Genomic DNA, 16,968 nt, shown 5'->3' on the forward strand with positions numbered 1-16,968 from the left:
TCGACGCGTGGTCGATCTGTGCCGGCAGTCCAGCACGCTCTGTCCGTGACGACGGCACCACCGGTCCTCGTCTCGTCCGACAGAAAGCACTCCCATGTCTCAGCGCACCCCCACGCGCGCGTCCCGACTCCCCTCGTGGACGACGTCGTTCAGTACCCAGGTCGTGATCGGCCTGATTGCCGGAATCGTTCTGGGCCTCATCGCCCGCGCCCTACCCGCCGCCGACGACGGCAGTGACAACTGGTTGATCGGCACCGTCGACACCATCGGCTCGAGCTACGTCAAGCTGCTCACCGTCGCCGTGGTGCCGCTGGTGTTCACCGCGATCGTCTCCTCGATCGCCAACCTCAGGCAGGTGGCCAACGCCGCACGGCTGGCGGTACGGACGCTGCTCTGGTTCGCGATCACCGCGCTCATCGCCGTCGTGATCGGAATCGTGATCGGACTCATCGCACAACCGGGTGCCCGAACGGGCGTCGATGCCGCCACTGCCAAGGACCCCTCCTCCGTGGGCAACTGGTGGGCGTTCCTGACCGGGCTCGTACCGAGCAACTTCCTCGGCCTGTCGGTGCGAACGGCGGTCGGCGACGGGAGCGCCACCAGCACGGTGTCGTTCTCGGTTCTCCAGCTGTTGGTGGTGGCCATCGCCGTCGGCATCGCCGCGCTGAAGGTGGGCGCCGCCGCCGAGCCGTTCCTGAACGTGACCGCGTCGGTGCTGGCGATCGTGCAGAAGGTGCTGTGGTGGATCATCCGCCTCGCGCCGATCGGAACCGCAGCGCTCATCGCGAACGCCGTGGCCACCTACGGGTGGTCGGCGCTCGCCTCGCTGAGCGTGTTCGCCATCTCCGTCTACGTGGGCCTGGCCGTGGTCTTCCTGGTGGTCTATCCCGCCCTGATCAAGGCGCACGGGCTGTCGGTGCGACAGTTCTTCACCGGCGTGTGGCCCGCCACCCAACTCGGCTTCGTCACGCGCTCGTCCATCGGCACACTTCCGGTGACGCAACGGGTGACAGAGCGGAATCTCGGTGTGCCACGGGAGTACTCGTCGTTCGCCGTTCCGCTCGGCGCGACGACGAAGATGGACGGGTGCGCCGCGATCTACCCGGCCATCGCCGCGCTGTTCGTCGCCCAGTTCTACGGGATCGACCTGTCGTTCACCGACTACCTGCTGATCGTGATCGTCTCGGTGATCGGCTCCGCGGCGACCGCCGGGACCACCGGCGCCACGGTGATGCTCACCTTGACCCTCTCGACGCTCGGTCTCCCTCTGGCCGGGGCCGGTCTGCTCATCGCCATCGAGCCGATCATCGACATGGGTCGAACCGCACTCAACGTCACCGGTCAGGCTCTTGTCCCGACCATCGTGGCCAAGCGGGAGGGAATCCTGGATCAGGCGCGTTACGACGCTCCGCGGTCGAGTGAGCCGTTCGACGAGGTGTACTCCGACTCCCCGACCGCAGTCACAGCGACGAGCACGCCCGGGTGATCGCGTCGACGACCGCGCGCGGGTTCTCCACGGTCAGGATCAACCGCTGGAATCGGTGATCGGCAAGTTCGATCACCACGGTGTTGCGGGAACCGGTGACGTTCCAGAACACCCTCTCCCCGTCGCGGTGGAACGTGCCGGCGGACTTGCCGGGCACCCGCAGCCCCGGCGCGCGGATGCCTCGGCTCTCGTCGGTGGCGCCGGGATCTGCCGTTGCCCCGCGGACCTGCGTGAGGGGAACGGTGATCCTGCGCGTGAGTGACCACAGTTTGTCGAGTCCGCGCGGCTCGACGATCAGGCTGTCTGCAGTAACGGTCACGGTGTTCACGGCATGGTCTCCTCGGTGGTAGCGGTGATGTCGGCTGCGGCTGTGAGCCCGGCGCGCTCGACGAGTCGTCGGCCCAGGATCGTGGGGCCTTCGTGCGGGGACAGATCGGTGAGCAGGTTCCCGGCGATGTTCCTTACGACGGGGTCGCTCGGGGCGAGTTCGAGCAGCGCGATCAGGATCAGGTCGAGCCGCTCGGTCTCATCGACCCTGGTTGCGCCCTGTTCGAGAACGGCGAGGAAGAGTCCACGTTTGCTCCCGAACGCCTTGTACAGGCTTCCTCGATGGACGCCCGTCGCGGCGACCAGCACATCGATCGACGTGGCCTCGTAGCCGCCGGCCAGGAACTGACGTGCGGAGGCGTCGATGGCCGCGTCGATGTCGAACGTTCGTGAACGACCCATACCCAGACCATAAATTGGTGAGAACGATCGGTCAACAATATTGAGGAACGAGCGGTCAAAAATTTCACCGCAGGCGTTCGGCGTCCTTCGCCAGTTCGACGAGCTCGTCGACCAGTATCGCGAGGTCGGGCGGTGCAGCACCCTCGGCGAGAGCGGTGTGCACGTCCTCTGCCGCGCATCGCACGGCGAACGCCCGATCGGCGAACGCGGCCGCTTCGACGGCGGTGAGCACCACCGAGTCGTCGCCGATCGAGGTGCCGCGGGTGGTGCTCCTCTGCTCGTAGGCACGCTGACGGCAGGACTGTCTGCAATACCTGCGGCGACGCCCTGTCCCCGAGTCCGCAACCGGTCGCGCGCACCACAGGCAGTTCAGGGGACGTCGGCGGCTGGACACGCAGCCAGCTTAGGGCCCTGACCAGCTACCATGGGTAGCCGCCGCGCGCATGCGGACCCGGGAACCTCTCGGGGGGTCTCGAGCGTTCTCATGGAGGCGGCTCGACACGCATTCGGCAGGATCAGGGAGGACTCCACCATGGCAGATCGCGTTCTACGAGGCAGTCGACTCGGAGCGGTGAGCTACGAGACCGATCGTGATCACGACCTTGCGCCCCGCCGCACGGCGCGTTACCGCACGGACAACGGTGAGGAATTCGACGTACCCTTCGCCGACGACGCCGAGATCCCCGGCACCTGGTTGTGCCGCAACGGCCTCGAGGGGTCGCTCATCGAGGGAACGGCTCCCGAGGCGAAGAAGGTCAAGCCCCCCCGGACCCACTGGGACATGCTGCGTGAGCGCCGCTCCATCGAGGAGTTGGACGAGCTGCTCAAGGAGCGCATGGACCTGCTCAAGACCAAGCGCCGCAGCGCTGGTTCCTGAGCGAGAACTCCGCCCCGCGTCTGCGGGTCGATCACCCCGTCGCGTCACCCGCCTGATCGAGGTAGCGCGCGATCACCGGCCCGATCACCGCCAGCGAGCTCGGATCGGTCATCGCCGCATGAGCGCACGCGACCGGGTGATCGTGAATTGCGCCACCGACGTACGGTCGCCACGCCGATGCCGATCGCGTCGAGTCCTGACGATTGGTTTCGTCCTCGGTTGCAGTGAAGAACACCACGTCACCGTCGAAATGATGCGGATTGTGCGTGCGGGCCATGTCGGTGCCCGTCACATAGGCCTGGTACATCGCCGCCAAGGACTGCTCGTCCAACGCCGCCACTGCACCGCCGTGTGACCGTACGAGCGCGGCAGCATCGGCGATGGTCGGCTCGGAGTCGCCCGGCAACGACTGGCCCGTGAACTCCTCGAGCAGCTCCCGCACCGTCGGGGTGGTGGAGGCGTACCGCTCGGAGAGCAGGTGGGCATCGAGCATGGCCACCAGCGTCACCTCCTCCCCCGCAGCGCGCAGCTCGACCGCGATCGAGTGGGCGATCAGCCCACCGAGTGACCAGCCCGCCAGTGCGTACGGGCCGTGTGGGGCCACGGAACGGATCTCACGCACGTGGAAGCGGGCCAGGTCGTCGACGGTGTCGAGGTGCTCTGTCGTCTCGAGCATGGTCAAGGAGGGGTTCTGCAGTCCGTACACGGGCTGATCCGGATGCAAGTGCGGGACCAACCCCGTGTAGCTCCATGACAGTCCGAAGGCGGGGTGCACACAGAACAGCGGGGGGCGAGTTCCGTTCTCCCGCAATGGCAGCAGCGGTGCGAGTGACCGATCGACACTCTCACCCGAATCGACCTCGGGTGCGCGATCGAGGCCGAGCCGCTGATCGATTCGCGCCGCGAGCCGAGCCGGCGTGGGATCGCTGAAGAGCCAGGGCACCGGAACGTCGGTACCGAGTCGGGCGCGGAGATCCGATGCCACGCGCGTGGCGAGCAACGACGTGCCGCCGAGTTCGAAGAAGTTGTCGTCCGCCCCCACCGTGCTCGGCCGACCTTCGTCGGCGGCACCGCGCGGCGTGCTCCGGCCCAGTGTGACGGCGAAGGCTTCGCACACTGCCGTCTCGGTGGGCGTGCGCGGTTCACGATGCGAGACGGCCGAGGTGAACACCGGCGCTGGGAGCGCCCGTCGATCGAGTTTGCCGACGGCGGTCAGCGGGACCTCGTCGAGGACCATGATCGCCAGGGGAACCATGTACGCGGGCAGTCGGCCCGAGACGTGCCGCCGCAGCGACTCGACGTCGAGGGCGCGACCACCACGGCCCCGGACGTAGGAGACGAGGGCGGTGTCCCCGGCGTCGCGTTCGTGGCCGATCGTGACCGAGAACTCGACGTCTGCGAAGGAGTTCAGTGCGGCGTCGATGTCACCGAGTTCGACACGGAAGCCGCGCACCTTCACCTGATGGTCGGATCTGCCGACGTACATCAGTTCGAGGGTGCCCTCGTCGTCGACCTCGGCCCATCGCACGAGATCGCCGGTCCGGTACATGCGGTCCCCGGCCGAACCCGTCGGGTCGGCTACGAACCGCTCGGCCGTCAGGGCGGCGCGACCGTGGTAGCCGCGAGCGAGCGCGTGTCCCGACAGGTACAGCTCGCCGACCACGCCCACCGGAACCGGGTGCAGGCGTTGGTCGAGCACCCGCGCCGCGACGCCACGGATCGGCCCGCCGATGGTGATGGGTGCAGCCGGGGTGGTGGGCCGTCCCATGGTGGTGACGATGGTCGTCTCGGTGGGGCCGTAGATGTTGTGGATCCGACGACCCGGAGCCCAACGTTCGACCAGTTCGGGGGCGCAGGCCTCGCCACCGAAGAGCACGTGCGTGAGCTTGGTCAGGCCGGTTGGGTCCGCGGTGGCCAGCGCGGCGGTGGTGATGAACGAGTGGGTGATCTCGCGCTCGGCGAGCAGCCCGCTGAGCTCCGTGCCGCCGTAGATGCCCGACGGGGCGAGCACGAGCGTCGCGCCCCCGCCGAACGCGAGAAGCATGTCCATGACCGCGGCGTCGAAACTCGGTGTGGCGAAATGCAACACGCGCGAATCCGGTCGCACGTCGAATCTCTCACGCAGTTCGTCCGCGAAGGCGGACAGCCCGGCATGGGTGACCACGACGCCCTTCGGCAGCCCGGTCGATCCGGAGGTGTAGATCATGTACGCGGGGTTCTGCGTGCACAGCCGGGCGCGACGGTCGACGTCGGTGACCGGCGAGGTGGAGGTGAGGATCATCTCCGCGCGAATCTCGTCGTCGTCGAGCACGATCCACTGTGGAACGGTGCCCGGCGCCGCCTCGCTCAGGACCCGATGGTCGGCTGCGGTGGTCAGTCCGAGGAGGACGGTCGAGTCGGTGATCATGTGCGCGAGGCGCTCGGCCGGGTAGGCAGGGTCGATCGGGACGTAGGCGGCGCCCGCCTTGGTCACCGCGAGCACCGCGAGCACCGATTCGTAGGAACGCCCCAGACCGAGTGCCACGTACGATTCCGGACCGACCCCGCGACGCAGCAACATTCGGGCGAGGGCGTTGGACTGGGTATCGAGATCGCGGTAGATCACCGCGGTGTCACCGAACTCGAGCGCCACCCGGTCGGGCACCCGAGCGGCGGTCGACTCGAAGATCTCGGCCAGGGTCCGCGGGGCGCGAGTGCGCGCTCCCCGAACAGGATTCAGGCGCGTGATCTCGGCGGGCGCGAGGAGCTCGATGTCCCCGATCGACTGCGACGGGTCGAGCGCAGCAGCCTCGAACACCCGGATGGTTCGCTCCACGATCTGCTCACCGGTGCCGTGGTCGAACAGGTCGGTCGCGTAGTCGAGGCGAATGCTCAGACCACCGGTGTCCGCGCGTTCGGTCACGGTGAACTGCAGATCGAACTTCGCTGTGCCGGTGTCGATCTCGGCGGCATCGAGGACCAGGCCATCGACCTCGATGCGTGTGGGGGTGTCCTCACGCACGGTGACCATCACCTGGAACAGCGGGTGGCTTCCCGCGCTACGGCTCGGCGCCAGCACGTCGACCAGGCGCTCGAACGCTGTGTCCGGATGGCTGAATGCATCGAGGTCGGTGGCGCGCACGGTGTCGATGGTCTGCGCGATGGATGCGCTCGGCTGCAGGTGAGTGCGCAGCGCGAGCGTGTTGACGAACATCCCGATGAGCTCGTCCAATGCCCGGTCCCCGCGACCGGCCACCACGGTGCCCACGCACACATCCGTGCGCCCGGACAGTCGCGCCAGCGTGATCGCCACCGCAGTGTGCACCACCATGAACATGGTCGCTCCACGCTCTCGGGCCAGGTCGAGCAGAGCGCGGTGGGTCGTCGAGGAGACCTCCCGAACCACGGATCCACCCCGGTACGAGGGCAGTTCGGGCCGAGGACGGTCGGTGGGCAGGTCCACGCTCTCGGGAGCGTCGCGTAGCGCGGCCACCCAGTGCTCGAGGGACTTCGCCGCCACGGACCCGGGGTCGTCCTCGGAACCGAGCCGCTCCTGCTGCCACAGCGAGTAGTCGGCGTACTGGACGTCGAGCGTCGGTCGATGCGATGTTGCGCCCGTCGAGCGCGCCCGGTAGGCGGAGACCAGGTCGGCGGCCAGCGGGGTCAGCGACCAGCCGTCCGCCGCGATGTGGTGAATGGTGATCACGAGCAGATGGTGGTGTGGCGAGGTGCGCAGGATCGCTGCGCGCAGCGGAACGTCCTCGCTCACATCGAATCCGGCCGACGCGAGATCGTGCACCACGGTGGCGGCGTGGTCTCCGTCGACGTCTCGGACGTCGACCTCGACGTCCACCTCGTCCGGCCCGAGAATCAGCTGCACGGGGCCGTCCGGTGTGTCCGGGTACAGCGTCCGCAGGACCTCGTGTCGGCGAACGAGATCGCCGATCGCCACGGTCATCGCCGCAATGTCGAGCGGACCGGTCATGGTGACCACGAACGGCACGTTGTACGCCCCCGACGAGGGGTCGAATCGGTTGAGGAACCACAGGCGCAACTGCGCCGGCGAGAGCCGGATGATCGCGGGCCGTTCGCGGGCGAGAAGTGCCGAGGTCGACGTGGCATCGAGCGTTGCGACATGGTTCGCCAGCTCCGCCACTGACCGGTGATCGAAGAGTGCGCGCACGCCGACGCGAGAGCCGGTCGCGGTGGACAGACGTGCGGCGACCTTGGTCGCCAGCAGCGAGTTGCCGCCGAGAGCGAAGAACTCGTCGCGCCGCCCCACCGTGGTCGGATCGAGTCCGAGCACCTCGGCGAACGTTTCGGCGACCCTGGCCTCCACAGCGGTGGTCACCGGCTCGAACTCGACCGCGGTGGTCGGCAGCGGTGCGGGTAGCGCGCGCCGATCCAGCTTTCCGACCGGTGTGAGGGGAATGCTGTCCAGCACGGTGATCGACGGCGGGATCATGTGTGCGGGCAACGTCGTTGCCAGCTCGCGCGCGAGCGTCGACGGGTCGAGCACGGCGGTCGGGGCACCCACGACGTACGACGCGAGTGCCGGTTGCCCGCCGTCGGGCGTATGGACCAGTGTGTGCGCAAAGCTGACACCGGCGAGTGCTCCGAGCGCGGAGTCGATCTCGCCGAGCTCGATGCGGAATCCGCGCACCTTCACCTGATCGTCGTCGCGTCCGACGTAATCGAGCTGACCGTCGGCGGCCCACCGCACCACGTCCCCGGTGCAGTACATGCGCGCGCCGGGTTCGCCGTGAGGGTCGGCGACGAAACGCATGGACGTGAGCGCGTGGCGTCCCAGGTAGCCGCGGGCGAGGCCGGGGCCGCAAATGTAGAGCACGCCGGTGGTGCCCGCGGGAACCGGGCGAAGTCGGGCGTCGAGCACAGCGATCCGGACGCCGCGGATGGGTCGACCGATACTCACACGGCCGGTCTCGGAGAGGTCGGCGATGCTGGCGACGATGGTTGCTTCGGTGGGCCCGTAGGCGTTGAACATCGATCGTCCGCGAGACCAGCGGGCGAGAAGTTCGGGCGGGCACACGTCGCCACCGACGATCACCGTGCTCAGGTCGGGCAGGGACACACCGGCGTCCACCGTGGCCAGAGCGGCGGGCGTGATGAACGCATGCGTGACCGCATTGTGCGCCAGGAGGTCAGCGAGCTCGGCTCCGCCGTAGACGTCCTCCGGTGCCACGACCATCGTGGCCCCGGGGCGAAGGGCCATGAGCAGTTCGAGGATCGAGGCGTCGAAACTCGGTGAGGCGATCTGCAGCACGCGGGAAGCGGCAGTGACGCCGAAGCGCTCGACCTCCTCGTCGGCGAAGTTCGACAGTCCGAGATGGGTGAGCACGACACCTTTCGGAACGCCTGTCGAACCGGAGGTGTAGATCACGTACGCGGGATGGTCGGCGCGAAGCGGCGCCGATCTCTCCGACGGGTCGATCGGATCTGCGGACTGCACCCCCACGTCGACTCGAACACTGTTGTCGTCCAACACGACCCAGTACGGACCGGTCGGGAGAGTGTCCGCCGCCGAGCTCGAGGTCAGGCCCAGGAGGGCACCGGAGTCGGAGATCATGTGGGCGATGCGATCGCGCGGATACCGCGGATCGATCGGGACCCACGCGGCACCGGTCTTCGCGACGGCCAGCGTGGCCACGACGGCCCGAATCGACCGTGGCAGTGCAACGGCCACCACGGTCTCCGGGCCGGCGCCGGCGCCGAGCAGGTAGCGCGCGAGGCGGTTCGATGCCTCGTCGAGCTCGAGATAGGTCATGGATCGCCCGGCGGCAACCGGCTCGACCAGCGCAATCCCGTGGGGGTTGCGCGCAACGGTTGCATCGAGCAGTTCGGGCAGTGTGAGCGCAGGGGCGGCGTCGGCGCCGCGGCGCGAGAGCAGATCGGTCCACTCGGCGGTACCCATAAGGTCGAGATCGCCCACAGGTCGGTCCGGCGCTGCCGCGATCTCGCCCAGCAGTCGGGCCAAGCGCTCGGCGTAGATCCCCATCGTGTTCTCGTCGTACAGCTCGCGGGAGTACACGAACGAGAACTCCGTGCGGTCGGCCGACTCGACGACGCGCAGCTCCAGGTCGAACTTGGTTCGGGCGAGGGCGATCTCCTCCGCGCGAACGGTCGAGCCCGGAAACTCGATCGTGTGCTCGGCACGGTTCTGGAACGAGAGCACCGTCTGCACCAGTGGGTGCCGACCCGTCGAGCGGCTCGGCGCCACGGACTCGACCACACGCTCGAACGGCAGGTCGGCGTTCTCGAAGGCCTCGAGGTCGACGGCCCGTGCTTCGGCGAGGACCGAGGTGAACGGTGCACGTGCGTCCACCCGGGTGCGCAGAACGAGTGTGTTGACGAACATCCCGACCAGCTCGTCCAGGGCACGGTCCCCTCGACCGGCGACCGGTGTTCCGACAGCGACGTCGTCGGTGTCGGCGAGCCGAGCCAGGAGAACTGCAAGCGCGGTGTGAACCACCATGAACAGGCTCGCACCGCTGCGCGTGGCCAGTGACGCGAGCGCCGCGACGGTGGCCTCGTCCACATCCACCTCGATCGACGCTCCCGCACCGGTGGGCATGGCCGGGCGCGGGCGGTCGGCGGGCAGGATCACCTCGTCCGGCATCGAGTCCAGTTGCTCGGTCCAGTACGCGAGTTGGCGACCGGCGAGCGAGGTCGGGTCCGCCTCGTCGCCGAGCGTTGCCCGCTGCCACAGCGTGAAGTCGGTGTACTGCACCGGTAGTGGTTCCAGCTCGGGTGCGCGGGAGTCGCGGCGCGCGGAGTAGGCGGCCACCACGTCTCGCGTCAGCGGACCCATGGACCACCCGTCCGCTGCGATGTGGTGCAGCACCAACACCAGGGTGCTCTCGAGTTCCCCGGTGATCAGGAGGGCCGCACGCAGTGGCGGCTCGGTGGTGAGATCGAAACCGCCCCGGGCGATGCTCGCGATCTCCGATGTCAGTGCCTCGGGTGCCACGGTGCGCACATCGAGGTCCGGTGCAGCGCTGGGCAACACCAGCTGGAACGGCCCGTCGTCGCTCTCGGGGAAGATCGTTCGCAGACTTTCGTGCCGAGCGAGGACGTCGCCGAGCGCGGCTCCGAGTGCGTCGACATCGACTCCGCCGCGCCCCGCCCCGGCATGGCCTGCCGCGGCATGTCCTATGGCGGCATGTGCTGTTGCGGAACGGAAGTGCACGGCGAAGGAGATGTTGTACGTGTCGACCGAGTTGTCGAAGCGGTTGAGGAACCACAGCCTCTGCTGAGCGAGTGACAGCGGGATGCGCTGTGGGCGTTCGGCTTTAGGAATCGGTGCGAGCGCCCGGCGCCCGCCGCCGTCGTCGGCACGGTCGAGGGTGCGCGCGAGGGCCTCGACGGTGGGGGCGTCGAACACGGCTCGGACAGGAAGGTCGACCCCGAACTCTGCCGACAGTCGCGCTGCGACGCGGGTGGCCATCAGCGAGTTGCCGCCGCCGTCGAAGAAGCTCTCGCCCAGACCCATTCGCTCGCGCCCGAGCACCTCGGCGAAGACCTGTGCCACGATCACCTCCGTCGGGGTGACGGGATCGACGTGTTCGCGGGTGTCGGCGGCGAAGGTCGGCTGCGGCAGTGCTCGCAGATCGATCTTGCGTGACGGTGTCATCGGGATTGCGTCGAGGACGACCACAGCCGCGGGCACCATGTAGCCCGGAAGTCGACCCGCGGCGTGATCGAGCACGTCCTCGACGCTGACGTCGCCCTGCACGTACGACACCGGTCGCCGATCCAGTGCGGGCGATGTGTCGTCGGTCGCACCGGCGCCGCCGCTGTGGACGATGGTGTGGGCGAAGCTCACGCCGGGGTGCTCGAGAAGGACCGCGTCGATCTCGGTGAGTTCGATGCGGTGGCCTCGGATCTTGACCTGTGCGTCTCGGCGTCCGTGGTAGGTCAAGGTGGGGGTCTCGCCCGCGATCGTCACCGAGACGAGGTCGCCGGTGCGGTACATCCGCTCCCCTGCCGACCCGTACGGGTTGGCGACGAAGCGCTCGGCGGTCAGACCGTGGCGATGTTGGTACCCGCGCGCCAGCGCCGCGCCCGCGAGGTAGAGCTCGCCGAGGGATCCGGGCGGGACCGGCCGGAGCCGATCGTCGAGAACAAGGGCGTCGGTGCCGCGCACCGGGCTGCCGATGCCCACCGGGCGGCCCTCGACAGCGTCCGCCATCGTGGCGACGACGGTGGACTCGGTGGGCCCGTAGAGGTTGAGCATGCGGCGGCCGGGAGCCCATCGATCCACGAGGGCGGGGCTGCACAGGTCCCCGCCGACGGCGACGAACTCCAGATCGTCGAGGGCCTCCGGCGAACAGGTTTCGAGCGCCGCCGGCGTGGCGAAGGCGTGGGTGACCCGGTTCGTGCGGAGGAAATCGGTGAGTTCCTTGCCGCCGTAGATGTCGGTTGGCACCACCATCATCGTGGCTCCGGTACCGAGTCCCATCACGATGTCGAGGATGGAGGCGTCGAAGCTCGGGGATGCGAAGTGCAGCGTGCGCGCACCCGGGTAGACCCCGTAGCGGGTGGCCTCCTCGTGGGCGAAGTCGGCCAGTCCGGCATGGGTGACCACCACTGCCTTGGGGCGCCCGGTCGACCCCGACGTGAAGATCAGGTAGGCCGCGTTCGCCGGTGTCGCTCTCGCCGGCACGGGCGAGTCGTGACCGTCGTCGGTGGTTGCCAGGTTCGGGGTGTCCGGATTCAGAGTGTCGAGATCGATCCAGTGCAGGCTCGTCTCGGCCGGTAGCGATGCGCGGGCGAGCGTGGTCGAGATGCCCACGCGTGCAGCGCTGTCGGCCACCATGCCGGCGACCCGTTCGGGTGGGTATGTCGGGTCCACCGGAACGAAGGCTGCGCCCGCTGCCGTCACCGCCCAGATGGCCACGATGCAGTCCAGGGAACGTTCGAGCGCGACGATCACCCGCGATTCCGGGCCGATCCCACGTGCGGCGAGCATCCGAGCGATGGCCTGCGCGCGCGCGTCGAGTTCGCGGTAGGTCAGCGACCGATCGCCGTGGACCACCGCGGTGTTGTCCGGGTACGCCCGCACGGCGGCGTCGAAGATCTCGGCGAGGGTGCGGCTGCCCACCGACGCCAGCCCGGTGATCGGCGCGAGCAACGCCGCCTCGGTGGCGCTGAGCAGGTCGTGATCGCCGATCGGTGCGTGCGGTCGGCGGGTCAGCCCGGTGAGCAGTCGGGAGAAGCGGTCGGCGAAGGCTTCCACCGTCGAGCGATCGAAAAGGTCGGTGGCGTAGACGAATGCCGCGTCGAGCCCGTCGGGTCGCCCGTCTGCTCGCAGGCGTTCGGTGACCTGCAGGTGCAGGTCGAACTTCGCGATATCGGCGACGATCTCGCGGACCGCAACCGTCAGCCCGGGCAACTCGACCTCGACCGGATCGGTGTTCTCGAAGGCGAGCATCACCTGGAACAGCGGCGTGGTGGCCGTCGAACGTGCGGGGGCGACGGTATCGACCACCTGCTCGAACGGAACGTCGGCGTTGGCGAACGCTTCGAGGTCGCTGTCGCGCACCTGCTCGAGGAGGGTGTCGAAGTCGGAATCAGGATCGAGCCGCGTGCGCAGGACCAGTGTGTTGACGAACATTCCGACCACGTCGTCGAGGGCACGTTCGCCACGCCCCGCGATCGGGGTGCCGATCGTGACGTCGGTGGATCCGCCGAGTCGACCCAGGAAGGCGGCCAACGCCGCGTGCACCACCATGAAGACCGTCGCCGACCGCGCCGCGGCCAGCGACGAGAGCGCACCGTGGGTGTGCGAATCGATCTCGAAGGCAACCGATCCGCCGCGGAAGCTCGGTACCGGAGGTCGAGGACGATCGGTGGGGAGATCGAGCGAGCCGTCGGTTCCGTCGAGGTACCGGGACCAGAAGGCGAGTTGACGAGCGGCGCGACTGTCCGGGTCGGTCGCGTCGCCGAGAACCGAACGCTGCCAGATGCTGTAGTCGGCGTACTGAACCGCGAGCGGCTCCCACGCCGGAGGTCGACCGCCGAGACGGGCGGTGTACGCGGCCATCACGTCCACGGCCAGCGGGCGCATGGAGAACCCGTCGGCGGCAATGTGGTGAATGACCATCGCCAGCACCAGCTCGTCCGGTGACGTGCGCACCAGCGCCACTCGTATCGGAAGGTCGACGGTGACGTCGAAGCCGCGGGTTCCGAACTCCCGCAGATGCGCCTCGAGCTCGTCCGGGTCCACCGTGACCACCGCACCGATCGTTCTCGGGCGGGGGCCGTCGAGAGTCTCCACTCCGTGAGCGGGGTGCACGATCTGGTGCGGACCCGCCGGCCCGTCGGGGAACGTCGTGCGCAGGATTTCGTGCCGAGCAAGAACGTCGACGAGCGCCGAGCGGAGCGCACGCTCGTCGACGTCACCGCGCAGACGCAGGACGAACGGCATGTTGTAGGTGGCCGACCCCGGGTCGAAGCGGTTGAGGAACCACAGCCGCTGCTGCGCCGGGGACAGCGGCACGCGTTCCGGACGGGCGAGGGCGATCAGCTGCGGGCGCTCGAGCGCGGGTGACGCGTCGATCCCGTCCAGCCGCTCGGCGAGGGCTGCGACCGTCGGTGCCTCGAACAGCTCGCGAAGCGAGAGCTCTCGTCCCAGTTCGGTGCTCAGTCGTGCGACGACCCGTGTCGCCAGGAGAGAGTTGCCGCCGATGGCGAAGAAGCTGTCGAACACGCCGGGCGAGGGCACGCCGAGCACGTCGGAGACGGTGCGAGCGATGTGGCGCTCGAGATCGGTTCTCGGTGCGACGAATCCGACAGCGGACGCGGGACGCTCCGGTGCGGGCAGCGCTCGGCGATCGACCTTGCCGTTTGCGCTCAGAGGCATCTCCGCCAGCACCATCAGCAGGGTCGGCACCATGTAGTCCGGGAGCACCGCCCCCAGTGAACGGGTCACCGCCTCGACGTCGATCGGCCGGGGCGGTGTCGCGGACGACGCCACGTAGGCGACCAGTTCGGTCTCGCCGCGATCGTCGGTGTGCGCGACGGCCACCGCATGATCGATACCGCTGATCGCGGTGAGCGCGGATTCGACTTCGCCCAACTCGATACGCAGGCCCCGGATCTTGACCTGGAAATCGGTGCGTCCGAGGTACTCGACAGCGCCATCCGGGCGCCAGCGTGCGAGGTCGCCGGTACGGTAGATGCGAGAACCGCTCTCGCCGAACGGATCTGCAACGAAGCGATCGGCTGTGAGCTCCGGGCGCCCCACGTATCCGCGGGCGAGCTGGTCGCCGGCCAGGTAGAGCTCACCCGCGATGCCCACAGGTACCGGTTCGAGCCGACGGTCGAGGATGTACAGCGAGGTGTTCCACACCGGGCGACCGATGGGAACCACCGTGGTGTCGGTGACCGCGAACGCCCAGAAGCTCACGTCCACGGACGCTTCGGTGGGCCCGTAGAGGTTGTGCAGCTCCACGCGTCGATCGCTGCGCGAGGCGAGTTCGACGAACCGCGACGCCGTGTCGGGCAGCAGGGCCTCGCCGCTGCAGAACACCCGCCGCACGCTCGACAGCGCGTCGGCGGTGCGAGGTTCCGCGACGAACACCGCCAGCATCGACGGCACGAAGTGCACTGTGGTGATTCGCTTCTCGGCGATGATGGAGGCAAGGTACCGGGGATCGCGGTGTCCGTCAGGCGCGGCGATCACCAGTCGCGCACCGACCTGCAGAGGCCAGAAGAACTCCCACACCGACACGTCGAACGTCGCGGGCGTCTTCTGAAGGACCGCATCGGACTCGTCGAGCGGGTATTGGTTCTGCATCCACAGCAGTCGGTTCACGATGCCGCGGTGCGGGACTGCGACACCCTTGGGTCGGCCGGTCGAACCGGAGGTGTAGATCACGTACGCGGTGTGCTCGGGGCGGAGCGGCGACAGGCGCTCGGCATCACCGATCGGGCCGTCGTCGATGCCGATCGATGCCAGGGTGTCGACGTCGATGATCGGCACGGTCGTCGAGATGGATACCTCGTCGCGGGCAGCGGTCAGAATGCACACCGGCCTGGCACTGTCGAGGACGTAACCGATGCGTTCGGCCGGATGGTCCGGGTCGATCGGGACGTAGGCGCCGCCGGCCTTGATCACCGCGTACATCGCCACGAGAAGGTCCATCGAGCGCCGGACGGCCAGTCCCACACAGGAATCGGGCCCTACTCCGCGATCGATGAGCACGCGCGCGAGCCGGTTCGAGCGTCGGTCGAGATCCCGGTATGTCAGGCTGCGCCCGTCGAACTCGAGGGCCGGCGCATGTGGGGTTCGGCGAACCTGCTCGGCGAACAGGGCGGGCAGCGTGGTTGCCGGTACCGCGTGTGCGGTCTCGTTCCACTCGGCCACCACCAGGTGCCGCTCCTCGGGTTCGATCACATCCAGCGCGACCACCCGCGCGCGGTGACCACGTTCGATCAGCGCGTCGAAGAACGCGAGGAACCGGCGGTGATGGCCGACGAGCTCGTGCTCGTCGTAGAGGGCCGGGTTCGCCTCGAAGTCGACGGTGAGACGACCACCGTCGGCGTTGTAGATGTTGAAGGTGAGGTCCTCGATGGGTCCGGAGGACAGCAGGTGGAAATCGCCGACGATGTCGCCGAGTGTGATCTTCCACTCGAAGAGCATGATGTTCACCAGCGGCCCGTAGAAGCCGCGGAACGCGTTCGCCGAGGAATGATCGCGGCGGATGTCCTCGTGGCGGTATCGCTGGTGGCGAAGGGCAGACGTCACCTTGTCGGTGACCGCGGCGATCAGGTCGCCGAGATTGGTCTCGTCGGTGACCCGCAGACGGATCGGGACCACGTTCGAGATCATGCCGCCGGAGCGGCGCAACGCAGCCGAGGTTCGCATCGACACGGGCAGCGACAGCACCACGTCCTCGGCGCCGGTTATCCGGTGCAGGTACGCGGCGAACGCCGTGACGATCAGTGCAGCGGTGCTGGTCTCGAAGCGGGCACTCGCCTCGTCCAGACGCCTCACCAGATCCGGATCGAGAACCTTGCTGGCGCGCAGTCGCGTCGGCTGAGCGGGCGCGGTGCGGTCGGCGAGCCCGAACGAATCGGCCAGGCCGACGACCTCCTCCGTCCAGTATCTGCGATCGGTCTCGTACCGGGGCGACGTGCGGTACTTCGCCTCCATGTCGTAGATCTCGGCGATATGGGTGGCCTTCGACGGTGCGGACTCACGACCTGCGATCGCATCGGTGTACAACTCGGCGACGCGGTTCATCGCAGTCATGGCGCCATAGCCGTCGCCGGCGATGTGGTGCATGCGGGTGTACCAGAAGAACCGGGAATCACCAACGCGCAGAACGTAGTTCAGCGTCAGCCGATCGTGATCGAGGTCGATCGGGGCGCGCATGGACGCGTCCATCCACTCGGTTGCGGCGGCCACCGGGTCACCATGGCCGCGGAAGTCGATGGTGTCGGTGGTGATCGCAGTGGCAGGGTCGACCACCTGGTGCGGTTCGCCGTCGACCATCACGAGCCGGATGGCACCGGACTGGAGTTCGGCTCCCGCACGACGGGCCACCCGGTCCAGCAGGTCGACGTCCAGATCCCCGCGGATGTCGACGTACTGCGCGACGGTGAGAGGAACGTCGGGTGCGAGTTTCTGGGCGTACCACATGCCCAGCTGGGCGGGCGAGAGTGGGAACGGGGCGCTCGGATCGAGGGAAGGGTCGATGGGGTCGACGTACTCGGCAGCAGAATCTTCGGTTCCAGCCGTGAACGTCACCGTTGCTCCTTCGCGTCGAGTTCGAACTCATCTCGAGAACACGACACTGGAGCCGGACCGGGCCGGTTCCCAGAAGAGGGTGCGTCTCAGGATCTACCTCCTGGTACGCACGTTCTCGTCAGG

The 16,968-nt window shown here is 68.2% G+C and carries 6 protein-coding genes; 2 read left to right on the forward strand and 4 right to left on the reverse strand.

Going from position 1 to position 16,968, the window contains the following annotated elements:
* The first annotated feature begins 94 nt into the window (after positions 1 to 94).
* Entirely contained in the window at positions 95 to 1,486 is a 1,392-nt protein-coding gene (locus ACY48E_RS06235) for a dicarboxylate/amino acid:cation symporter (RefSeq protein WP_462871261.1), read from the forward strand.
* On the opposite strand, the gene ACY48E_RS06240 is transcribed toward ACY48E_RS06235, so the two are convergent.
* From ACY48E_RS06240 to ACY48E_RS06250, 3 genes are all read right to left on the reverse strand, one after another.
* On the reverse strand, positions 1,461 to 1,814 hold the full coding sequence (locus ACY48E_RS06240; protein ID WP_462871262.1) for a hypothetical protein: 354 nt from the start codon (positions 1,812 to 1,814) through the stop codon (positions 1,461 to 1,463). The two genes, ACY48E_RS06235 and ACY48E_RS06240, sit on opposite strands and share 26 nt — an antisense overlap.
* A complete protein-coding gene (locus ACY48E_RS06245) occupies positions 1,811 to 2,215 on the reverse strand; it encodes a helix-turn-helix domain-containing protein (RefSeq protein ID WP_462871263.1) in 405 nt (134 codons plus the stop codon). Before ACY48E_RS06245 ends, ACY48E_RS06240 begins: the two co-directional genes overlap by 4 nt.
* A gap of 64 nt (positions 2,216 to 2,279) precedes the next feature.
* The gene (locus ACY48E_RS06250) at positions 2,280 to 2,609 is read right to left on the reverse strand and encodes a hypothetical protein (RefSeq protein ID WP_462871264.1); all 330 of its coding nucleotides are present in this window, start codon (positions 2,607 to 2,609) and stop codon (positions 2,280 to 2,282) included.
* Between the two features lie 138 nt (positions 2,610 to 2,747).
* Here ACY48E_RS06250 and ACY48E_RS06255 point away from each other — a divergent pair, with 138 nt between their 5' ends.
* A complete protein-coding gene (locus tag ACY48E_RS06255; RefSeq protein ID WP_462871265.1) occupies positions 2,748 to 3,092 on the forward strand; it encodes an RNA polymerase-binding protein RbpA in 345 nt (114 codons plus the stop codon).
* Between the two features lie 31 nt (positions 3,093 to 3,123).
* Here the strand turns inward: ACY48E_RS06255 and ACY48E_RS06260 are convergent, their stop codons facing one another.
* Positions 3,124 to 16,845, reverse strand: coding sequence for a non-ribosomal peptide synthetase (locus ACY48E_RS06260; RefSeq protein WP_462871266.1), 13,722 nt, complete (start codon positions 16,843 to 16,845; stop codon positions 3,124 to 3,126).
* Positions 16,846 to 16,968: the final 123 nt, after the last annotated feature.

It is taken from the genome of Rhodococcus sp. AZ1 (assembly GCF_054979605.1).